The organism is Knoellia sp. AC549 (genome assembly GCF_979258975.1).
In genome coordinates this window covers 1,049,396-1,068,308 of sequence record NZ_OZ409890.1, presented here as the reverse complement: position 1 = coordinate 1,068,308, position 18,913 = coordinate 1,049,396, and the positions used below count along the sequence as shown (strand labels likewise).

The following is an 18,913-nucleotide window of genomic DNA, read 5'->3' as shown; positions in this document are numbered from 1 at the left end:
ATCGCTTGGCGACGGCTGAGCGGGCCGGGGCGGTTCTGCCGATTCTTGCTGTCGTTCATGCGTCTCCTCGAGAAGTGTTGGTGAGCCACGTCGCACGCAGGACCCGCTCCAAGGGGCCGATGCCCCAGTGGCGCACCCACAGGGTCGCTACTGCGGTGAACGCGAGCACTAACCCGATGGTCACCGGCACTCCCACGAGGCGGGAGTCGATACGACCTCCCAGCGCGGCGATCACAAAGAAGTGGGCGACATAGAAGGTGAAGGCGAGCTGACCGAGGTGGGCCAGTGGCAGAGCCCAGCTACGTACCCGCGGCCAGATCCACAGCGTGATGCCGATGACGAAGGCCGCGCTACCGATGCTGCTCACCAGCCACAGCGGCATCTGCCCGTGGGCAGCGCCGGTCAGCAGCTGCTTCCAGCCGAAGTCCCCTTCGGTCCCGAGGAGCACCATCGAGCCCTGGCTGGCGACGAAGGCCAGGACGCCGGCCGCACCACCTGCGAGCATCAGCTGTCGCTGAACCCGGCGGTCACGGAGGTCTTGGCGGCCCAGCCACATGCCAGCCACGAACGGGACCACCCAGACCAATAGCGGGTACGCGCCGGACAGGAAGAGTGAGTGGATCACGGTGCCCGGCTCCTCACCCAACGTCGGCATCCGGGTCTTGTGCTCGCCCGCGATCTGGTCGCCCTGGACGATCACCGGACCCACCACCAGCATCAGGAGCGCGAACGTCGCAAGGGTGCGGTCGGAGAGTCGCCGCCATAGCAGCGCCCCTAGGAACAGTACGCCGTACGTGGGCAGGATCACACTGACCGCTGGGGTCAGAATCTGCAGGGCGAGGCCGCCGACTAGGAAGATTATGGCGCGCCACGTCAGCACCGGCCATAAGCGCGAGTGTTGGCGCCGTGAGGTAAAGAATAGGGACATCCCGAGGCCAGCTAAGACCACAAAGAGGATGGAAGCTCGCCCGAAGGGCAACGTCCACAGCTTGTTGAACCAACCCTCGGACCGGACAGTACCGAGGTTAATCATCATCATGCCGATGAGGGCCAAGCCCCTAGCAGCATCGATTGCTTCGAGCCGCCCAGCTCGGTGGGTGCGGGTGTTCTGGGGGTGCGCCGACGTGTGCGCGTCAGTCATGTGTGTGCTCCGGTGGCGTGGTGGTCGGGGGGGCGCGGACAACTGTTGCCTGTGTTGTCCTCAGGCAGTTGTCGTGCGGTTCGCACCCGAGAAGCTGAGCCGGGAACGCTTCCGAATCGAGTCGCTACGAACGGGCTCAGCGACCGAGGAAGGCTATTCAGGTGTGCCACGAGCCGCGTCATATGTGGGACAGGTGGCAGAGTTGGCCGGGCGAGTGGGTAACCCGGAGGATTGCCCCGTACGGCGCCTCATGTGGGGAAGTAGCCGGTGGCGACTAGTTCACACGCCGCGAACTCAGGTGCAGTAGGCGCTTACGTCCTATGGACGCATAACTGTTCCGGGCAACTCGCCAAGAGGATGCGGTCCATCCACAGATGTGGCGCCGGAGCTGCCGGGGTGAGGAGACGCGCCAACGACCTTCGGCCCACCCAGGCAGCGAGGAAGGGTTCCGGACCCTTTCGAACCGAGCGGGTCCCGACGCGACGAGAGGTGCGAATCTGGGCGCTGTCGTTTGCCGCATGCGGCGCATGTCCACCATGTGTGTGGTGATGGCCCGGGGTGGTCGTACCGGCCAGCAAATGCGTCGTGCCGTGTGCGCCCGCGGCAAAACCCCACGACGCGCCGGTTGCGCAGACAAGGACGATGATCAGACGTGACACGCGCCTGATCAGATCATCCACCGCAACCATGCATTGATCCTAAGTGAGCGTGCGCGGAGCTACGTCGAGACATGCCCATTCGACGATCATCACGTGAGGGCTGTCAGCACGTCGCATGAGTGGCACGTGTCACGCCTAGCCTGGCCGAGGAGCCCTACTGATTAGGAGCTTGGGTCGGTCGCAGGCCGCTACATGTTCCCGGGGTGGGCGTTTTGACGGGCACGGCGACGCCCTCGGTGCCCATGCCGAGAGTGCGCGAACGGCAGGGCCGGAACTACGATTTCGCGCGCTCCTCGAAGTAGCGACCGGCCACAATGAAGGTGGCAACCGCGCCAACTGGGGCAAGCCGCATCTCGACGCTACGGACCCCCTTCATGAGACTCGTAAGACGGCGCCGGCAGCCGTTCGCTGTCGAATCGGTCGGCGGAGGCGAAGGGAGGGACCTTTGACCCTGATCGGACGCGCCTGAAAGTCGTAGCGTCGGTACTGGGTTGGACGACCTGCTGGTTCACCGGCAGGAGCTCGGCCTGTTCGCCGCATACAGCCAGGAGCTGGACTCAATGAACCACAAGATGCATATGTACCTCATGGGCGGCTTGGTCGTCGGAGGGGGCGCCCTGTACTTCTCGGGCCTCATCGACGGCGGTGCGCTCTTCTGGCTGTGGCCGTTGGCCTGCGTCGCAATGATGGTCGTGATGATGTGGGTCATGGGCAGCATGTGGGGTCGGCCTGTCAAGGGCACCCACGACGACGGAGTGAGCCACTCGCACGGTGACATCCCGGAGTCCCTGCCGAAGTAGAGCTATAGGCGCCGACGCTGCAGGCTCGGCACCACGACGGAACGAGCGGTCGCCTCCATCCCTGCGGCAACGACTCGCACCCTACGGGTGCCATTCTAAGCAACCGTCACCTTCGGCGGATCTCTTCATCGGTCTGCCCGCGTTCTGGCGATTGGACGCTGGGTTTGATTTTGATTGGCTCAGCGGCATCACCGAGAAGGCGCGCGCGCTGGTCGGCTCAGCTTTTCGCAGTTTCGCGTTCCTCCCGTTTGAATTGTGTCTGCGGGTCCAGGCTCCAGATGACCCATGCCAGCACCCCGAAGGGGAGTTCCAGGAGGTTCGTGAAGATCGACATCAGCACGACCGCGGCGGCTGCGGGAGCCGGGTCGGCACCCAGGGCGACGAGGGCCGCTGCTGTGCCGGTCTCCGTGATGCCGATGCCGCCCGGCGTGATCCCCACCCCCGTGAGCAGTCGGCCGATGGCGAAGGCCGCGAACGCCGCGGTGAATGCCAGCTCGATGCCGGTCACGTGCAGTGCGATGAGGAAGATAGCCAGTTGGGCGGTGAAGAAACCGGCGAGGCCGAGGGTGAGCCAGTGCCAGGAACCGCGGACGCGCTCGACGATCTGGGCTCGGGTTTCGCGCATTGCAGTCTGCGCCCCGCCCAGGCGAGCACCCCGGTGGGGGATCCAGTCTCCGATCCGTTTGGCGACCTTAACGACGTGGTCCGCGACACGGGCCGAGGCGATGACTCCAATGAAGAGGGCGAGGATCAGCAGTCCTGAGACCCCGGCGCCCCACGCTGCCTGACGCAGGAGCAAGGGGAGGTCGGGTTGGGTGAGTGCCAGGAGTCCGATCGCAAGCACAGGGAGGGCGACCCGGGCCAGGGCGTTCCACACCCCAGTGACGATGGCCGAGGTTGTGACAGCTCTCACCGAGAAACCCCAGGACCGGCAGAGCAAGAACGTCGCCGCCAAGCCGACTGCGCCACCGCCAGGGAGGAACTTGGAGACTGCTGTGCCGGCGGTGTTCACGACGAGAGCCTTCGGCATCGTCAGGCCCGGCAACGAGGCTCGCATGGTGAAGGCGTAGGAGGTCAGGAAGACCATAGTGAGCACGAAGCAGGCCGCTAGTGCCGTGCCGGGCACGTCGCGCAGCACAGCGATGACGTCACTCCACGTCGTGCCGGTCGCGCGCGGCAGCACCCAGCCGAGCAGTGCGACGGCGGCGGCGAGGCTAAGGATGACACGTAGGACAACCCTGACCGACGGTCGAGGCAGGAACGTCGGGGGTACTGGGTCAGTCATCCGAGGCAGTCTCCCTCATGCGAGCCTGTATGGGTGAAGGTGGCCATGATCTCGGACTGCTATCCGCCGCGCGTCGGCGGGATCGAGTCGCAGGTGCGCGACCTGACCCTGCATCTCATGGCTGGCACCCACGATGTAGAAGTGCTCACTGCGACCAACGGTGCTGATGGGGCGCGTGGTGGCGCCGTCGAGGTTCTCGACGGGGTCACCGTCCATCGGATGGGCGCCTCAGTACCTCTTGGGCTGCCGGTGAATCCGCGGGCGCGTGCCTTGCTGAGAGCCAAACTAGCCGAGGGCGCGTTCGACGTAGCGCATGTGCACATGGGAGTGGTCAGTCCGTTCGCCGTGGATGCCGGGGACATCGCACTCGATCTTGGGATCCCGGTCACCGTGACCTGGCATTGCGTCCTCGGTCGGTGGGTGCCGCTCGTACGTAGACTCGGTCACGCTCAGCGGTGGGCGGACGCGGGTGCGGCGCTGCACGGCGTCTCCGAGAGGGCCGCCGAACAGGTCCGCCGGCTGGCCCCTTGGGCGCAGGTCGGGGTGATCCACAACGGGATCGACGCCGAGCAGTGGCGCGCTCACGAGCCGGGGCGGGGATCGCACACGACAAACGCGGCCGAGCCGTTGCGGGTGGTCCTGGCGATGCGCTTCACCCCACGTAAGCGACCGCTGGCCGTCATCGACATCGTGCACGCGGCGAGGCTGCGAAGCACTGTGCCGATCACTCTCGAGATCTGTGGCAGCGGACCGCTGCTCGGTCTCGTCCGCTGGGTCGTGCGCCGTCGAGGTTGGTCCGAGTGGGTGTCGCTGCCGGGGCGCATCGATCGGGGGCAACTGCTCCGGCACTACTGTGCGGCAGATGTGTATCTCGCGTCCTCGCGCTACGAGTCGTTCGGGATCGCGGCACTGGAAGGGCGCACGGTCGGACTACCGGTGCTGTCTCTGCGGGGGAGCGGCACCGAGGACTTCATCACCGACGGCGTCACAGGCTTGATGCGAGAAGATGACGATGGCCTGGTTGTCGGTCTGATCGAGCTCGCTTACGACGGGGACCTGTTGCGGGGACTGCGCTCCCACAACGAGAGGGTTCAACCGGAACAGGGCTGGACTCAGGTCGTGCGGGCCGTCGAGCTTGAGTATGCCCGCGCCGCGCAGCAGCAGAGGCGGCCTTCGTGAGGGTCCAACACTCCCATGCAGACCGCCCAACGCGCATGGAGAACCTCCTCCACTGAACTCGCGGCCTCCCAACGAACAATTAGTTGGGATGGATTCCTCTACAGCGCAGACAAGAATCTGCAGCCCCGCCGCCAGTCCGCAACTCGTGCTGGGTACCCCCCATGCGAAGGTTCCCTTCACTGTGCGCCACCCCGGGCCGTTGAGAACCACGCGGGTTGAACGTTTGGCGGAATGGAGGTCCGAACTCGAGAAGGCCGCTCGCAGGGCGGCGATTTCCGCCAAGTATCCTTTCGAGGTGACAGATTCGCCATGGCCCCAGCTGCGCCTCCTGGGCATGCTCGCTGGCTTGGGAGTTGCGGGCTTCATTGCTTCCTCCGCCATTATGGGTGACGAACCAGGACTCGTGCGCTCGGCTGCGAGCGATGCAGGGGCGTGGGGCGGCGTCGTCTTCGTTGTGTTACACGTGGTCGTATGCCTCGTGCCGGTACCCCGCAGCGGTCTTGCGGTGATTGCGGGGGGTATCTTCGGGCTGTCACTCGGCGCTGCCCTGTCGGTCATTGGCTCAGTGCTTGCCGCCTTGGTCAGCTTCGCCTTGGCTCGACGCTTCGGACGCGCCTCCGTGGCTCAACTGAGCGGTCGACGCATTGACCGGGTGCAGAGGGCGCTTCATGACCGAGGTCTGGTCACCCTCATCACGGCCCGACTCACGCCGATCGCACCTTTCGTTCTCACCAACTATGGAGCGGGGCTCAGCTTGGTCCGCGCCCGCGACTATGTCGTGTCCTTGCTTGCGCTGGTTCCCGGCTCGATCGCGTGGGCGGCCGTAGGCGCGGGGGCTGAAGCCGACGGGCGAGCGCTTCACTTCGCGGCCACCGCAGCGGCTGTGCTCTTGATCGGGGTGGCACTTACACGGCACGTCATGAGGCGTCCTATGAACCCTGTCCGTCGGATGCTCAGCCTTTCGGCCGGGACGAGCTCTCACGAAGATTAGGACATCGCTGGAGCATCCCTTGTCCGCCTGCGAGAATGGCCCCGAAAGTTCGCCAGCGCACAATGTGCCGAGCAAACATCGATCGTGTCGACCCGAACCGTCGACGACCTGATGACCATGTTGCGGGAAGCCAGCGAAGATCCGGCTTTCTTGAGCCGGAGAATGAGATCATGCGCGGGCAGTGGTGAGCCTGTCCGAAGCGAACCTGAGGCTGGGTCAGTCCCCAAAGTGACGTTCCCGCTGGGTCTGGACCTTGTCGCCGACGGGGTTCCCGTCGCGGTGACCCACGGGCTGCTGAGGTTCTCCCGCCTGGCCTCTTACGCGTGGAGGGCGCATATGGTCAGCCAGCAGGATTTGGTCGACGTGTACGCCCTACCGCGCTCAAGGTCCACCGTGACGATATGGGTTCGGGTACCGGTTCATCGCCGACGGGCATACCGTGCCGGTCAGGCCATGTCCCTAAGGGCTGGTGTGGCGCCGGTGCTCGCAGGCTGGGATCGTGTGGGCGCACTCGCGGAGACGGGGCCGGGTCAGGCAGCCTGGGCCGCCGGTGCGCGACAACTTCGTCGAACGGGAATTCACCGCACCGGGGCCCGAACAGGTTGCGACTGACCGACATCACCGAGCACCCCACCGCTCCAGGGAAAGCGCACCTGTGTGCGGTCAAGGACGCGTGGTCCCGTCGCGTCGTCGGTACTCCCGCGAATCGCGGATGACCTCGCAGCTCACCGTTGACGCCCCCGAGATGGCGATCGCTCGCCGCGGCTCGGCCCAGGTCATCGGGTGCGTGGCGGCGTGGCCCACACGATCAGGGGCAGCCAGTTCTGCTCCCGACCCCACGCACCGGGCAACGACGCCGCCACATAGTCCTTCTTCGCCATGCTCTGGAAGGCCGTCCTCAACGCCGACGCTGGGGCAGCCGCGACCACCTCCGGCTGGGCCCTCGTCACTTGGAACGAACGCACCTACCACCGCCAGCGGGGGAAAGCGCGCCTTCGGCAAGCTCACCCGATCAAGTTTGAGTCCATCAATCATGCCGCTAATGCGGCCTGAAACACCACACCCGAAGTGGCAACCAGAACTTCAGCAGTCCCAAGGCATGTGGCGGCGCACAAGCCGGACCGCCACTCTCTGGATTGGCCGTCAGGATCGCTGTTCGCGTGGGTGGCATCGAGATCGGGCTCTACAAACCGAGCGCTTGGAAGCGGCACATTGACGACCTTGGTGGCCTCTGCGACAAAGCCGACGTTCAATAGTCGGTGGCACGACGGTCACCTCTCGAGGTTCAGGGCGTCAGGCTACTGCTTCACCGTGTGGGCCGATGTTCCCGTCAGAGGTAGTTGCGAGGGTCGACGAACTCGCCGTCCTCGTAGACCTCGAAGTGGAGGTGGCAACCGTTGGACTTGCCCGTGGAGCCTTCGTAGCCCACGACCTGCCCGCGTTGCACGCTCCCGCCCCGGGTGCGGATGCTCTCCATGTGGTTGTACGTCGTGACGAGATGGACGCCGCCGATGACCCCGTGGTCTATGACGACCCGGTTGCCGTAGCCGCTGTTGTAGCCGGCCTCGATGACGACACCGGAGGCGGCCGCCTTGAGGGGCGTCCCGCACGGAGCGGCGTAGTCGCGACCGCTGTGCAGCCGCCAGACGCGGTCGATCGGGTGCAAACGCATACCGAACTCGGAACTGATCCAGCCCTCGGTCGTCGGGGCGCTGAGCGGGCCGGCGCTATTGGGCGGGGCCGGGGGTGCCGGTGGGCGGGTGGACGAGCCCGTTCCCGAGCCGGTGCTTGGCCGGTCGGCCGCGGCGGCTGCCGCCCGTCGCGCGGCATCGGCAGCGGCAGCGCGACGGGCGGCAGCACGGGATGCCGCGGCGGCCTTTGCCCGGCGGTTGGCCGCGGCCGCGATGCGAGCTCGCTTGAGGGCGGCGGCCGCGCGCGCCTTGATGACCCCGCTGAGGCGGACGGACTCGGCCTCCATCTGGTTGAGGCTGGCAGCCTCGGCGACCGACCGCGCCTTCACCGTGCTGGCCTGGGCGGCCTGCTGGGCGGCGAGGGCGTCGAGCGTGGCTTCGGCGGCGATGGCCCTTTCGCGGGCCTTCGTGGCGGCGGCTGAGCTTGGACTCGGCCTTGCGCTTGGCCTTCTCGGAATCAACGCGCAACGCGGAGAGGTGGTCCTCCTGTGCGGTCTGGCTCGCCTTGGCGGTCGCCAGCGCGACCATCGATTGGCTCTGGAGGTCCATGACCGTGCCGATGAGCGCGATGCGGTCGGCGAACTGCTGCGGCGACGTCGACGTCATGGCCATGTCGAACTCGCCGAAGCCCTGTTCCTGGTAGATCTGGGCGGCGAACTGGGCGATCTGGCCCCGGCTCTCGACGATCTCGGAGCTCCTCGCGTCGAGGTCCTCCTGCGCCTTGGTCTCGTTGGCCTGGGCGACCTGGACCTCTTGGGCGGCCAGCGCGTTGGCGGTCTCAGCGCGACCGGCGGCAGCCTGCGCCCGGGTCAGCGCGGCCTGGGCACCGGGCATCTGAGCCTGGGTGGAGCGCAAAGCGATGTAGGCCTCGGCGAGGTCAGCATTGGTGTCGTGCAAGGCCTCACGCAGTTGCTCGGCTTGGGCGTCGACATGCTGCTTCTGTCGACCTGGGTCGGGCTCGGCCTGGAGCGCGGTCGAGGGACTGACCAGCGTCAGGGAGCACAGCAGGGCCAAGGAAAGGCCGGCGGTTCGCCGCACGGTGGCCCGTCCGGACGCACGGGTTCGCCACATGGTCACCATTCGTAACACCTGTCACCTCAAATTGGAAGCTCCCGCGCCGATGAGGTGCTGGAGACCCTTCAGGTAGGCCCAGAGGATGTCGGTGACTCCCGCGAGCAGCGCCATGTTAGGAGCGCCCGTTACCCAAGCTGTAGCGGCAGCTTCCACATTGGAACGCGGCTCGCTCGGCACGACTCCGCGCTGACGTATCAAGACTGCGATTTCGGTCAAGGGCCGAGGCGTTCGTGGAGATGTGGCCCTCCGGGGATGCTGGGATGGACTGGGGTCGAGAAGGCGACGCACACGCTAGGCACTACGACCTTGTCTTAGTTGAGGACCTGAGGCATGCATCGATGATCTTGAGGCGTCAATGATCACAGATCGCTGAACCTGCGCTCTTCGGAACAACCGCCTGGGTCGCGGCATTTGCGGGCGTTGCGCTGGAAGGCCGGACGAACCGTTCTTACCGCGACGATCACACGGAGTGGAAGGCTGACCAGGGATTTTGCTCAAGGAGACGAGTCGGCTCGCGACGCCGGGGTCGCATGAGTTCGCACGCCGTGCTGTAGAAAGGCGGCGTCGTAATCGCTTGGCGCCAGGGCACTCTGAGAGCATCGTGGTCGTTGCATGGCATGACGCACCGCAAGCCGCATACAACGGCATACTCAAGACCCAATGTCAGGAGACCACATGGCCAGCTCCCTGCCCCACGACCATCGGGCGCCCGACGGTCCTCCGGGACTGCCTCGCTGGGTGAAGCTTCTGTCGTTCGGCGTCGCCGCCGTGCTGGTGCTGTTGGTGCTGGCCGTGCTTCTCATGGGCGGTGAACACGGGCCCAGCAGGCACGGCGGGTAGTGCCACCGAGACTGCGCCGGCTGATGCTCACGATCCACATCAGCACATCGGTCGGCTGGCTCGGCGGCATCGCCGCATACATCGCGCTGAACGTTCCAGCGGTGGTCGGCGAGGACGAGCAGATCGTCCGATCGGCGTACCTGATGATGGACGTCGTCCTTCGCCTGGCGCTTCTACCACTGGCCGCGGCCGCCCTTGCCACAGGAGTCATTCAGTCGCTCGGCACTCCTTGGGGCTTGTTCCGCCACTACTGGGTGACGATCAGCCTCGTCATCACTGCCTTCGCCTTTGTCGTCCTCGTGCAGCACATCCCCGCGGTGGAAGCCATGGCGGCGCTTGCAGCTGACCCCAACGCGAACATAAACCGCCTCAACGGCGACTTGTTCCACGCAGTCGGCGGTCTGATCACGCTTCTCGTGCCTCTGGTTCTAAACATCTACAAGCCGCGAGGTATGACGCGGTACGGGTGGCGCCGAACCCAGGAGCGACGAGAAGCGGCGGTTACGTAGCGCACGTTGGAGGCGCCACGGATCACCTTGTCGGTACGTGACGCTGATGCGACTGGCTCAAACGTGTCCCGTGGTTGCTCGGTGCGGAGTTGTCGTCTTCCAAACCGGCAGCGGTGGACACCACGGGGCTGGGCGCGAACCCGGTCACTCAAACGTTCGTCTACGACCCGGCCACCGGCGCCCTTGCCTCCACCACCGGCGGCGGCAAGACCATGAGCACCGTCATCGACACCTCGGCCGGGCCGTGACGTACACCGATGCTTCAGGTCTGAAGGCGAGCACGGAGTACGACACCCTTGGCCGAGCGACGAAAGTAACTGAGTCGGATGTCGTCCCCGGCGGGCCTGGCTCGAACCTTCGCGACAACGAGCACCTGAGGCCCCGCTACGGGTCGGCAGACGTCACAGACCGACGCTCAGGCGGCACGATTACGTTGAGTCACGACACCTCCGGCAACATCACCGCCAAGCCTTCGGGGCACACCGCAACGGGCCACCAGCGACCCGTCGCTGACTTCATAGGGTCATGCGACCCGGGAATGCCAACCACGTCAGTGCCAAGACGAAGCCCAGAGTGGCCGCGCCACCTGCGCCGATGGTCAGCGGCGCGGGAAGCGGGGGAACCATTTCGTCTCTCCGTCCAAAACCATCCCGACGCCCACCACGAACCCGACCATTCCGCCGAGGCCCGAACTTGGCAACAGCCAGCAGCGTGAGCCGCCGGTCAGGGCGGACAGTCAGCACGGGGGGGCTGGGGGGGGCGGACTCGCGGCCGCGCTTGCCGGTGGCTCCGATCCGCGCTTGACGGCGTGTGGAATGTCGCGTGAGACGGATGCTGTTCAGGAGGAGAAGGGCTACCGAAGCGCCGAGCCCGGCGCCGCCGAGCATGAGCCCGAACTCCGGGTCGCTGTTGTCCTCGGTCCAGTAATCAAAGTCGTCCTTGGCCATCGCTGCGACGACCGTTCCGTCGGTGTCACGCTGAACGCGAACGTCCAGGGGTGGCTCGTAGTGAGTGACCGGAGCTGACGAGCAGTACGTCATCGATCGTCACGGGCCTGAGAGAGTCACACTTCCGCCTCGGCGCTGGTGATCGATTCGCGGCAGATGAGTGCGTTCACCGACCCGGTGAGAGCCTTTCCTCCTCATGAGGTCAAGGCGATCAGTCCGCTCGCGGCGGACGACGCTAGCCCCACTCCCAGCTCCCCGCCCGGCCGGCTTTGTGTCTATTCCCGGCCCCATATCGGCTGGGAGCGTGCGGCCGCGTCAAGGAACGCCTGCGCGTCCAAGTCGTGAGTGGTGGTCTCGATGCCCTGCTGAGGCCACCGCAACACCACCCGCACCCGACGAGGCGGCGGCAGGGGCCACAACCAGTAGTTACGGTCGATCGCGCGTTGGCCGCCTCCGCCTCCTTGGCCGTTAAGCACGGGACGATCTGGGCGCCACGTCTTGTCCTTCCATGGGTGTTCATCCTGGCTGTCCCAAGCGGGTGGATCGACGTTGGTCGCCCGGCGACCGTCAGAGAACTCAAAGCCCCACTTCAATCGCTCGGACTGCCACTGCTCGCCCATGCTGTGGAGGTAGGGACCGTCAAAGACCTCAGAGTGCAGGTCCCGTCGCTCCAGGGGATCACGCAATCGGATGGCCAGGGTCATGGCCAACCCCTCGGGGAAGGCGCGGATGCTGGTGAGCATGACGACCGTGCTCGCCGACCGGGCGATGAGCAATTCCATGGGCACCACCCCAGGCAGGACGTCTTCGGGGGCATTGGCCCACACAGGCTGATAGCCCTCCTCGGGCTCTTCTTGGTCTGGCTGGGGTGGGTCGGGGAAGAAGCCCATCGGATGCAACCTCCTGTGCTAGGCCGTACACGTGCAGTCGAGGACGTGCAACAGCATGTCGTGCTTCGGCTTCGCCGTCACGACAATTGCCGGTGAGCGGCTAAACGGGAGGCAGGTGCGCTTCCCGCTTGCGGCAGATGCGGAAGTTCATCCGTATGGCGGAGATCAACTGAAAGACGATGGATGATATCCACGTGAATGATGATTTCAAGGTTGCGCAGGACGCGATGATGGGGGCGATTGATGCGCTGTTGGTGGCCCTTGACACGGATGGTGACGTGGCAGCCGCGGCATCGGCGGCCGAGGACGCCATGGAAGATCTTCACCCACCTCGAGCAGCGCTACGGCATCGGCCTCATTTCCGACTGGACCGGCTTCACAGAGTCTTATGACGGGCCGGTTGTCACGGTTCGCTTGGCCATGGACGTACTCAACGAGGAAGCCCGCGATGATGTGGCCCCGGCCGTCGACGACCGCCTGTGCCAAGCTTCTCGACGAGAGCAGGTTCGCGATCCTGTCCACGGAGCGGATCTTTCCGGGCGCCCGCGGAAGCGCCGCAGACGCGCCGGCTATCACTCGGACCCCAGTACTAGCTCCAGACAGCCACGTTCCGCCCCGGCCTCACCCAGAGCTCAGCAGCAAGCTCGAGAAACAGCGCGAGCGATTGACGGACGCACTCCAGTCCCTCCTCGAAGCGTTCGCGACGTACGGCGACCATCCTCGAAAGAAGACCTTTCGCCAGCTCTACAAGCAGCAGGAGCGTTTCGAGAACCGCGTCGAACGGCTCCACCGGAAGGTCCTACGCAGAACTGGCACACAACTGGTGGCAACGTGGGCGTACATGGGGGACGAGTTGGCCTGGTCCGGGCCGGTGGTTCTTCGAACGGTTTTTGACGTGGACGAGGATGAGACCCCACAGGCCCTCCTGACGGCCATCGCGGAGACCCTCGAAGGGCTGGCGCCGGATGATTTCAGCCTCGCGTCAGTTACGCCCGTGAATTCGTAGTCCCATATGCGGCATGACCGGACACATCCTGTGTCTGGGCGGTGCCTGTCAGCGCACAGGTCTACGCTCGCGATATGTCTACAAAGATCCGACACGTCACTGAAGGTGATCTGGCAGTCCGCCGCGCCGAGATCCTCGACGAGCTGGGCCTGACGGACGACGAACTCCAGGGGAAGGTTCGAGTCGGTGGCCTGACAGGGCGCGAATGGTCGGCTTGGTCGGAGATTGAGGACATTGATTACCTCCTCGAGCGTGACTAGTCAGCCGTCGGAATCCCTGCTGGACCAAGCGACGGACTTCGGGGATAAGGTCTCGGACCTGCTGGGGGCCTGCTTCTCCGATGCCCCGTCGATGGTCCTGACAACGAAGGGAACGCGCGCCAGTCTCAGTCCGGATGGTCAGACGGACAAGCAAGGCGGTGTCCCGCTGGTCGCCAACGGGCAGCATCTTGCATGGCTACGGCTGGACTTCCTTTGCCGGCTTGACGCGACCTCCGAGTTCCTCGCGATCGATAAGTCGAAGATCTGGATCGTCGCCACCGTCGATTCGACGCCGATCTTTCGCTTCGAGTACCTATACGACGCTGATTGGGTCCCGCATTCGCATATTCAGGTACATGGCGAGCGTGGAGCACTGGCGCACTTGCTTTCACAGACAGGTCATGGTCGTCCCCACAACATGTCTGCGCTTCATCTTCCGACGGGTGGGGCGCGCTTTCGGCCCAACGTTGAGGATGTCGCGCAGTTTCTGGTCGTGGACTGCCACTTCGATGCTCTACCTTCCTGGCGAGCTGCGGTTGACCGGGAGCGGGCTGAATGGCGACGCATCCAGACTCGGGCGGCCGTTCGATCGCTACCCGAAGAGGCTTCTTCGCAACTCACCAGCATGGGCTACAAGGTCACGCCCCCAGACGAAGGGCATCCTTCGCCCGGTCTCAAGGCCCTAGGCGCTTGGTAGTCGCTTTCCTGATTTGAGAGCCGCAGTCGACCGACCGCTCATCGGCTACTTGTTTCATTGACGGCATGGCCGGTATCTGACGAGGCTCGGTCTAGGCGTTCGGGGTTGTCGCTCTCATTTCGGCTGCTCACCTCGGTGTAGCTCTCATTTGGCCTGCGCATCCCCGGACGTCGCCAGAGCGGGAGAGGCTCAAGAGGGGTTTGCCCAAGCTCGAAGTAGCGTTGCCCTCCCAGCTCGACCACCCCATCAGGTTCGAGTTCGGAGGACACCATGGACACGGCATCGCCAGTAGTCATCGGGATGGACCCACACAAACGCTCCGTCACGATCGAAGTCATGACGAAAGACGAATCAGTCGTCGGGACAGGCCGATTCGCCACCGACCGCGACGGTCATGCCGCCATGCGCCGGTACGTGCAGGCGTGGCCCGACCGCGTGTGGGCGATCGAGGGATGTCAGGGCATCGGACGGCATGTCGCCAACAGGCTGCTGGCCGAAGGCGAGCAGGTGGTCGACGTCCCCCCGAAGCTGTCCGCTCGGGCGCGCGTGTTCGCCACCGGGCAGGGCCGCAAGACCGACGCCACGGACGCGCACTCGGTGGCGCTGGTCGGCACGCGGATGAGTGGCCTGCGCCCTGTGGTCGACGACGAGGACCTGGCGGTGCTGCGGATCCTGGTCGACCGGCGTCGATCGCTGGGAGAGGAGCACACACGCAAGATGTCGCAGGTCCACCACCTGCTGCTCGAGCTGATCCCCGGAGGCGCGATGAAGGACCTGTCCGCCGCCCAGGCCAAGAAGCTGCTCGCGACCGTTCGTCCCCGTGATGCCGCCGGGAAGACTCGGCGTCGGGTCACGGCCGAACTGATCGCCGACCTCGAGCGGATCTATCAGCGCAAGAAGGCCGCGAACAAGGAACTGACCGCCCTGGTCGCTGCTGCCGGCACCACCCTCATGGACCTGAACGGGATCGGTCCCTCCGGCGCCGCTCGGCTGCTCGTCGAGGTCGGTGACATCACCCGCTTCCCGGACAAGAACCACTTCGGCTCCTGGACCGGCACCGCACCCATCGACGCCTCCTCAGGCGACAACGTCCGTCACCGGCTGTCCCGAGGCGGCAACCGGCAGATCAACCGGGTGCTGCACATCATGGCCACCGTCCAACTACGCAACCCCACCGAAGGCCGCGCCTACTTCGACCGCAGCAAAGCCCGCGGGAAGACCTCCAACGAGTCCATGCGGCTGCTCAAACGCCGACTGTCCGACATCGTGTACCGAACCATGGTCAACGACGCCGCCAGACACATGGGGACGGGCCAGGGAGGGCAACGGGGCAACGACTCTGACTCCAGCGCGGCCGGCTCACAGCCCCACACCAACTCTTCGGACAAGCCACTTCCCGGACCCGCCACCACCAATCCTAGAACGCCGCTCCCGGCCGCCTCTTGACACAGAGGGGAGCCATGAGCGGATGTTCCGCCGGCGTCCCGCGGTTAGTCGTGATGATGACGAGCTACAGGATCTTGAATCGGTCACAGGCGGACTCACTGGTGGCGACCGTCGTTTCAGCTGCGCAGCTAGTGATCGATCCACAGCATGTCAGGACGTCGGTGCTTCAAGTGCGGCTGGCAGCTTGCCGATCCGGTCGGCGATGACGAACGCCATGATGTTGTCGAGCTCGATGGTGAGGACGGGCATCTGACCCTTGAGACAGGAGGGGCAACGAAGGGGCCACCGCCGACCATCGCCTGAGCCCAGGGCCAGGAATCCGGTGCCGTGACATTGGGTGCAGGTGCTGTAGCTGTCGATGGTCACGATTGCGTGGAGGACGCTCAGCAGGGGGCGCCACGTGTCGGCAGTGTTTTCGCTGAGTGCCTGTCGGGCGGTGGCAACGAGCTGGGCGAGCTGGGCGTCATTGCGAAGGTGTGCCGTGGTGGCGACTTGACGGTGGAGGGAGCGGAGTTCTCGGACGATGTCCTGCTGTTGACGTTGCAGTGGAACCAGGGCTGCGCCGAGGGCGCGACCGCCCAGGCCTTCGGCTCGTAGAGCGGCCGCTTCGGTGGTGATTTGCTGGTCAAGTTCCAGCAGCTGGGCTTCGAGCGCGTCCGCTTCACCTTCGGGTTGGGCTGGACCCCACAGGTAGCGCTTGGCTGCTTGTTCGAGCACCTCCGGAGCCGCGAGTACCTGTCTGACGTGTTGCAGGACGGCATCATCGACAACGTCGACTGGGACGTTGAGGCAGGACGCGTGCCGGGTTGGGTCTGCGGCCGGGAGGTAGTGGTCCCGGCATGAGTAGGTCGGGCGTTGGGTGCCTGCTGTTCGCCCCATGGCCCCGCGCCCGCACGGCATCCGCAGAACACCGGACAGCAGGTAAGGGCCCCGGGACTGCTGTTGCGGCCCGGTACGGCCTTGTTGCCACTCTGACCATTGCGCCGACTCCGCCGGGGTGAGGATCGCGGGGATGGAGACGGAGATGCCATCAAAGACCCAGATGCCGGAGGCCGCTCGAAGAGGCGGCTCCCGAAGGGCCCAACGACGCAGAGAAGCCGCGGACCAGGAAGACGCACGGGCTGGGGCCATATTCACCGAATTCAGCTCGGCCGCAACGGTGGCCGCGTTCGCGCCGTCCACGATCAGTCGTTGGAAGATGGTCCGGATGGTCTGCGCTTGCGCGTCGTCGGTCACCAAGCGTTTGCCTCGCTGGGATGGCGATGACACGACCCGGTACCCGAACGGTGGCGTGGAAGAGACGAATCGTCCTTCGTTCTGGGCGGCAGCGCGGCGGCCCTGCTGGGTGCGTTCCGAGATGCGGCGCCGCTCCCACCCCCCAATGACACCCAACACACCAGACGTCAGATCACCGGCGGGAGTGGAGGTGTCCAGGCCCTCGTCGATCAAGACGACATGACACCCGTGTTCACGGAAGCTTCTCTACAAGATTGAGCAGGCCCACCGCCGACCGGGAGATCCGATCGATCTTGGTTGCCATGACCGCATCCACACCCCCGGCCCCGACTCTGGCTAGGAGCCGGTCAAGGCCCGGTCGGGAGTCCAGCACCCCCGAGACACCAGCATCATCAAAGTGCTCCACCAGCACCGCTGCTCGGGCCGTCACAGCTGCAGCCAGCCGGCGCCGCTGATCCGGCAACGATGTGCCCTTCTCGACCTGCTCGGCCGTCGAGACCCTCGCGTAGGTCACGACCCTGACCTGGTCGCTCACGAGGCCTTGCGGCTCACCTTCGGTGACAGAATCCACTGCTCGGAAGGCACGAGGGCTTCGATCAGACGGGTGAGGACTTTGGGATCCACCTGATCCCGAAACACCACCCGAATCCGCACTCCGCACGTTGGTGAAAGACGCTTCTGCCATTTGCTCATACCCCCCAAAGGCCAGCAAGGAACTGCCGGCGGTCAACACGCAGCAGCACGGGATAACCCTCACAACGGACAAGTAGGCAACCAACAGGGAGCGCTCGTGAGCGTGTGCGTACTGCCTACTCTGCGGTCCCCGACGCGTCTGCGTCGCTGGAGTCCGTTGGCGGCACCTTCACGGGGAACCCGCCTGAGACTCAACTAACTCTGGCGGCAGCAAGGCGAACTGCTCCTGCAGGTTGCGAGTTGAATCCCGAGTGGCTATGACAGGTTGATTTGGCCCCACCGTGACGGGGCGCATTCTGCTGAACGTCGCAACATCTGACCATCAGGAGTTGCGATGGGACGTCGAGGTCCAGCGCCGGATCATGCCAAGCGGGAAGCAGTCGAGCGGCTGCTGAACGAGGGTGTCTCGTTGTCGGAGGCCGCCCGTCGGGTCGGGGTGAACCGCAAGACCGCGAAACGATGGCGCAACGGTCGCAAGATCCGCTATCCGAGCGGGCGTGTGCTGCACTATCCGCCGGTGATCAACGTGACGCCGGCCCGGACGTACTCCCAGCGCTATATCTGCAGGAGGAAGAGCGAATCCGCCTGGCGGATCTGCGCCGTGAGGGACACACGATCAGGCAGATCGCCGAGCTGATGGGCCGAGCACCGTCGACGATCAGCCGCGAACTGCGCCGCGGCCACGACGCCGCGGGTCGGTACCGCCCGTTCGAGGCGCACAGGCGCGCCCTCGGCCGACGTCGGGTGACCCGGGTGAGCCGGCTCGCGCAGGATGACGAGCTGCGCGGATGGGTCCAAGAGCGGCTGCTGAAGGGTTGGAGCCCCGAACAGATCTCTCGGGCGCTCCCGCGACAGTTCCCCGATAACCGGTCGCGGTGGCTGTGCGCCGAAACGATCTACCAAGCGCTGTATCGCCCTGACCTGGGCGGTCTTTCACGAGACCTGCCCGGGCGCGTGCTTCGCTACCGGCGCCGCCAACGGCTGCGTCGACGTGATGCTCAGCATCGCCGCTCCGGGCCAGTCACCGGGATGACGTTGATCGACCAGCGCCCCGCCACCGTCACAGACCGGGTCGAACCGGGCCATTGGGAAGGAGACCTGATCATGGGCTCAGCCAACGGCTCCGCGATCGTGACCCTGGTCGAACGCGTCAGCCGGTTCACGATCCTGGACACCTGCCGGGCGGTCGACACGACTCAATCGCGGTCCGCGACAGCGTCATCGCGGCCATGGGCGGGTTACCACCCGAGCTGCGACGCACCCTGACCTGGGACCAAGGCAAGGAGATGGCCCGCCACACCGAGATCACCCGGGCCCTCGACACGACACGGATCTCCTTCTGCGAAGACCACTCGCCCTGGCAGCGACCCACCAACGAGAACACCAACGGCCTGCTGCGCGGCTACTTCCCCAAAGGCACCGATCTCGCCCTGTACGACGCAAATCAGATCGCTCTCGTGCAGGAGTTCCTCAACGAACGACCGCGACGAATCCTCAACTGGGACAGCCCGACCAACCGCATGGTTAGGCTGCTCGAACCAACCACTGTGTTGCGACGCTGAGTGGAAC

Annotated in this window: 20 protein-coding genes and 1 pseudogene; 14 read left to right on the top strand and 7 right to left on the bottom strand. The window is 65.3% G+C overall.

The genetic code is table 11. From position 1 onward, the window contains the following. Positions 1–55: 55 nt before the first annotated feature. On the bottom strand, positions 56–1,141 hold the full coding sequence (locus ACZZ98_RS05210) for a DUF418 domain-containing protein (protein ID WP_463515247.1): 1,086 nt from the start codon (positions 1,139–1,141) through the stop codon (positions 56–58). 1,219 nt (positions 1,142–2,360) lie between these two features. Between ACZZ98_RS05210 and ACZZ98_RS05205 the strand changes: the two genes are divergently transcribed. Then, positions 2,361–2,600, top strand: a complete 240-nt coding sequence (locus ACZZ98_RS05205) for a hypothetical protein (protein WP_463515246.1) — start codon at positions 2,361–2,363, stop codon at positions 2,598–2,600. A 217-nt stretch (positions 2,601–2,817) separates the two neighbouring features. Here ACZZ98_RS05205 and ACZZ98_RS05200 read toward each other — a convergent pair whose 3' ends face one another. Continuing rightward, a complete protein-coding gene (locus tag ACZZ98_RS05200) occupies positions 2,818–3,885 on the bottom strand; it encodes a lysylphosphatidylglycerol synthase domain-containing protein (RefSeq protein ID WP_463515245.1) in 1,068 nt (355 codons plus the stop codon). Positions 3,886–3,918: 33 nt separating this feature from the next. On the opposite strand from ACZZ98_RS05200, the gene ACZZ98_RS05195 reads away from it, so the two are divergent. Next, complete coding sequence (locus tag ACZZ98_RS05195) at positions 3,919–5,064, top strand: glycosyltransferase family 4 protein (protein WP_463515244.1); 1,146 nt, start codon at positions 3,919–3,921, stop codon at positions 5,062–5,064. Further along, the gene (locus tag ACZZ98_RS05190; RefSeq protein ID WP_463517725.1) at positions 5,027–6,055 is read left to right on the top strand and encodes a TVP38/TMEM64 family protein; all 1,029 of its coding nucleotides are present in this window, start codon (positions 5,027–5,029) and stop codon (positions 6,053–6,055) included. Before ACZZ98_RS05195 ends, ACZZ98_RS05190 begins: the two co-directional genes overlap by 38 nt. A gap of 1,330 nt (positions 6,056–7,385) precedes the next feature. On the opposite strand, the gene ACZZ98_RS05185 is transcribed toward ACZZ98_RS05190, so the two are convergent. Next, entirely contained in the window at positions 7,386–8,075 is a 690-nt protein-coding gene (locus ACZZ98_RS05185) for a M23 family metallopeptidase (RefSeq protein ID WP_463515243.1), read from the bottom strand. Between the two features lie 43 nt (positions 8,076–8,118). On the opposite strand from ACZZ98_RS05185, the gene ACZZ98_RS05180 reads away from it, so the two are divergent. The 4 genes from ACZZ98_RS05180 (at position 8,119) to ACZZ98_RS05165 (ending at position 10,417) form a co-directional block, all read left to right on the top strand. Next, positions 8,119–8,832: a hypothetical protein gene (locus ACZZ98_RS05180; RefSeq protein WP_463515242.1), complete on the top strand. Its 714-nt coding sequence runs from the start codon at positions 8,119–8,121 to the stop codon at positions 8,830–8,832. A gap of 663 nt (positions 8,833–9,495) precedes the next feature. Beyond that, the gene (locus ACZZ98_RS05175; protein WP_463515241.1) at positions 9,496–9,660 is read left to right on the top strand and encodes a hypothetical protein; all 165 of its coding nucleotides are present in this window, start codon (positions 9,496–9,498) and stop codon (positions 9,658–9,660) included. 23 nt (positions 9,661–9,683) lie between these two features. Next, positions 9,684–10,169 (top strand): DUF2269 domain-containing protein, encoded by a 486-nt coding sequence (locus ACZZ98_RS05170; protein ID WP_463515240.1) that lies wholly within the window; start codon positions 9,684–9,686, stop codon positions 10,167–10,169. 113 nt (positions 10,170–10,282) lie between these two features. Then, a complete protein-coding gene (locus ACZZ98_RS05165; protein ID WP_463515239.1) occupies positions 10,283–10,417 on the top strand; it encodes a hypothetical protein in 135 nt (44 codons plus the stop codon). 974 nt (positions 10,418–11,391) lie between these two features. Here the strand turns inward: ACZZ98_RS05165 and ACZZ98_RS05160 are convergent. Together ACZZ98_RS05160 and ACZZ98_RS05155 are read right to left on the bottom strand one after the other, a co-directional pair. Beyond that, positions 11,392–12,006, bottom strand: coding sequence for a hypothetical protein (locus ACZZ98_RS05160; RefSeq protein ID WP_463515238.1), 615 nt, complete (start codon positions 12,004–12,006; stop codon positions 11,392–11,394). 77 nt (positions 12,007–12,083) lie between these two features. Continuing rightward, positions 12,084–12,332 carry a hypothetical protein gene (locus ACZZ98_RS05155; protein WP_463515237.1) on the bottom strand — a complete coding sequence of 83 codons (249 nt, stop codon included), beginning with the start codon at positions 12,330–12,332 and terminating at the stop codon, positions 12,084–12,086. 122 nt (positions 12,333–12,454) lie between these two features. Here ACZZ98_RS05155 and ACZZ98_RS05150 point away from each other — a divergent pair, with 122 nt between their 5' ends. From ACZZ98_RS05150 to ACZZ98_RS05135, 4 genes are all read left to right on the top strand, one after another. Further along, complete coding sequence (locus ACZZ98_RS05150) at positions 12,455–13,012, top strand: hypothetical protein (RefSeq protein ID WP_463515236.1); 558 nt, start codon at positions 12,455–12,457, stop codon at positions 13,010–13,012. 74 nt (positions 13,013–13,086) lie between these two features. Next, a complete protein-coding gene (locus tag ACZZ98_RS05145; RefSeq protein WP_463515235.1) occupies positions 13,087–13,272 on the top strand; it encodes a hypothetical protein in 186 nt (61 codons plus the stop codon). Continuing rightward, entirely contained in the window at positions 13,265–13,969 is a 705-nt protein-coding gene (locus ACZZ98_RS05140) for a hypothetical protein (RefSeq protein ID WP_463515234.1), read from the top strand. The genes ACZZ98_RS05145 and ACZZ98_RS05140 overlap by 8 nt, the downstream gene beginning before the upstream one ends. A gap of 270 nt (positions 13,970–14,239) precedes the next feature. After that, positions 14,240–15,415: an IS110 family RNA-guided transposase gene (locus ACZZ98_RS05135; protein ID WP_463515233.1), complete on the top strand. Its 1,176-nt coding sequence runs from the start codon at positions 14,240–14,242 to the stop codon at positions 15,413–15,415. 150 nt (positions 15,416–15,565) lie between these two features. Here ACZZ98_RS05135 and ACZZ98_RS05130 read toward each other — a convergent pair whose 3' ends face one another. After that, positions 15,566–16,864: a recombinase family protein gene (locus ACZZ98_RS05130; RefSeq protein WP_463515232.1), complete on the bottom strand. Its 1,299-nt coding sequence runs from the start codon at positions 16,862–16,864 to the stop codon at positions 15,566–15,568. Between the two features lie 19 nt (positions 16,865–16,883). After that, positions 16,884–17,222 carry a recombinase family protein gene (locus ACZZ98_RS05125; protein WP_463515231.1) on the bottom strand — a complete coding sequence of 113 codons (339 nt, stop codon included), beginning with the start codon at positions 17,220–17,222 and terminating at the stop codon, positions 16,884–16,886. A gap of 456 nt (positions 17,223–17,678) precedes the next feature. Between ACZZ98_RS05125 and ACZZ98_RS05120 the strand changes: the two are divergent. The 3 genes and pseudogenes from ACZZ98_RS05120 to ACZZ98_RS05110 all read left to right on the top strand — a co-directional run. Beyond that, a pseudogene (locus tag ACZZ98_RS05120) lies at positions 17,679–17,768 on the top strand (hypothetical protein); the annotation flags it as partial. A gap of 35 nt (positions 17,769–17,803) precedes the next feature. Continuing rightward, positions 17,804–18,610: an IS30 family transposase gene (locus tag ACZZ98_RS05115; protein WP_463515230.1), complete on the top strand. Its 807-nt coding sequence runs from the start codon at positions 17,804–17,806 to the stop codon at positions 18,608–18,610. Then, entirely contained in the window at positions 18,574–18,906 is a 333-nt protein-coding gene (locus ACZZ98_RS05110) for an IS30 family transposase (RefSeq protein WP_463515229.1), read from the top strand. The genes ACZZ98_RS05115 and ACZZ98_RS05110 overlap by 37 nt, the downstream gene beginning before the upstream one ends. Positions 18,907–18,913: the final 7 nt, after the last annotated feature.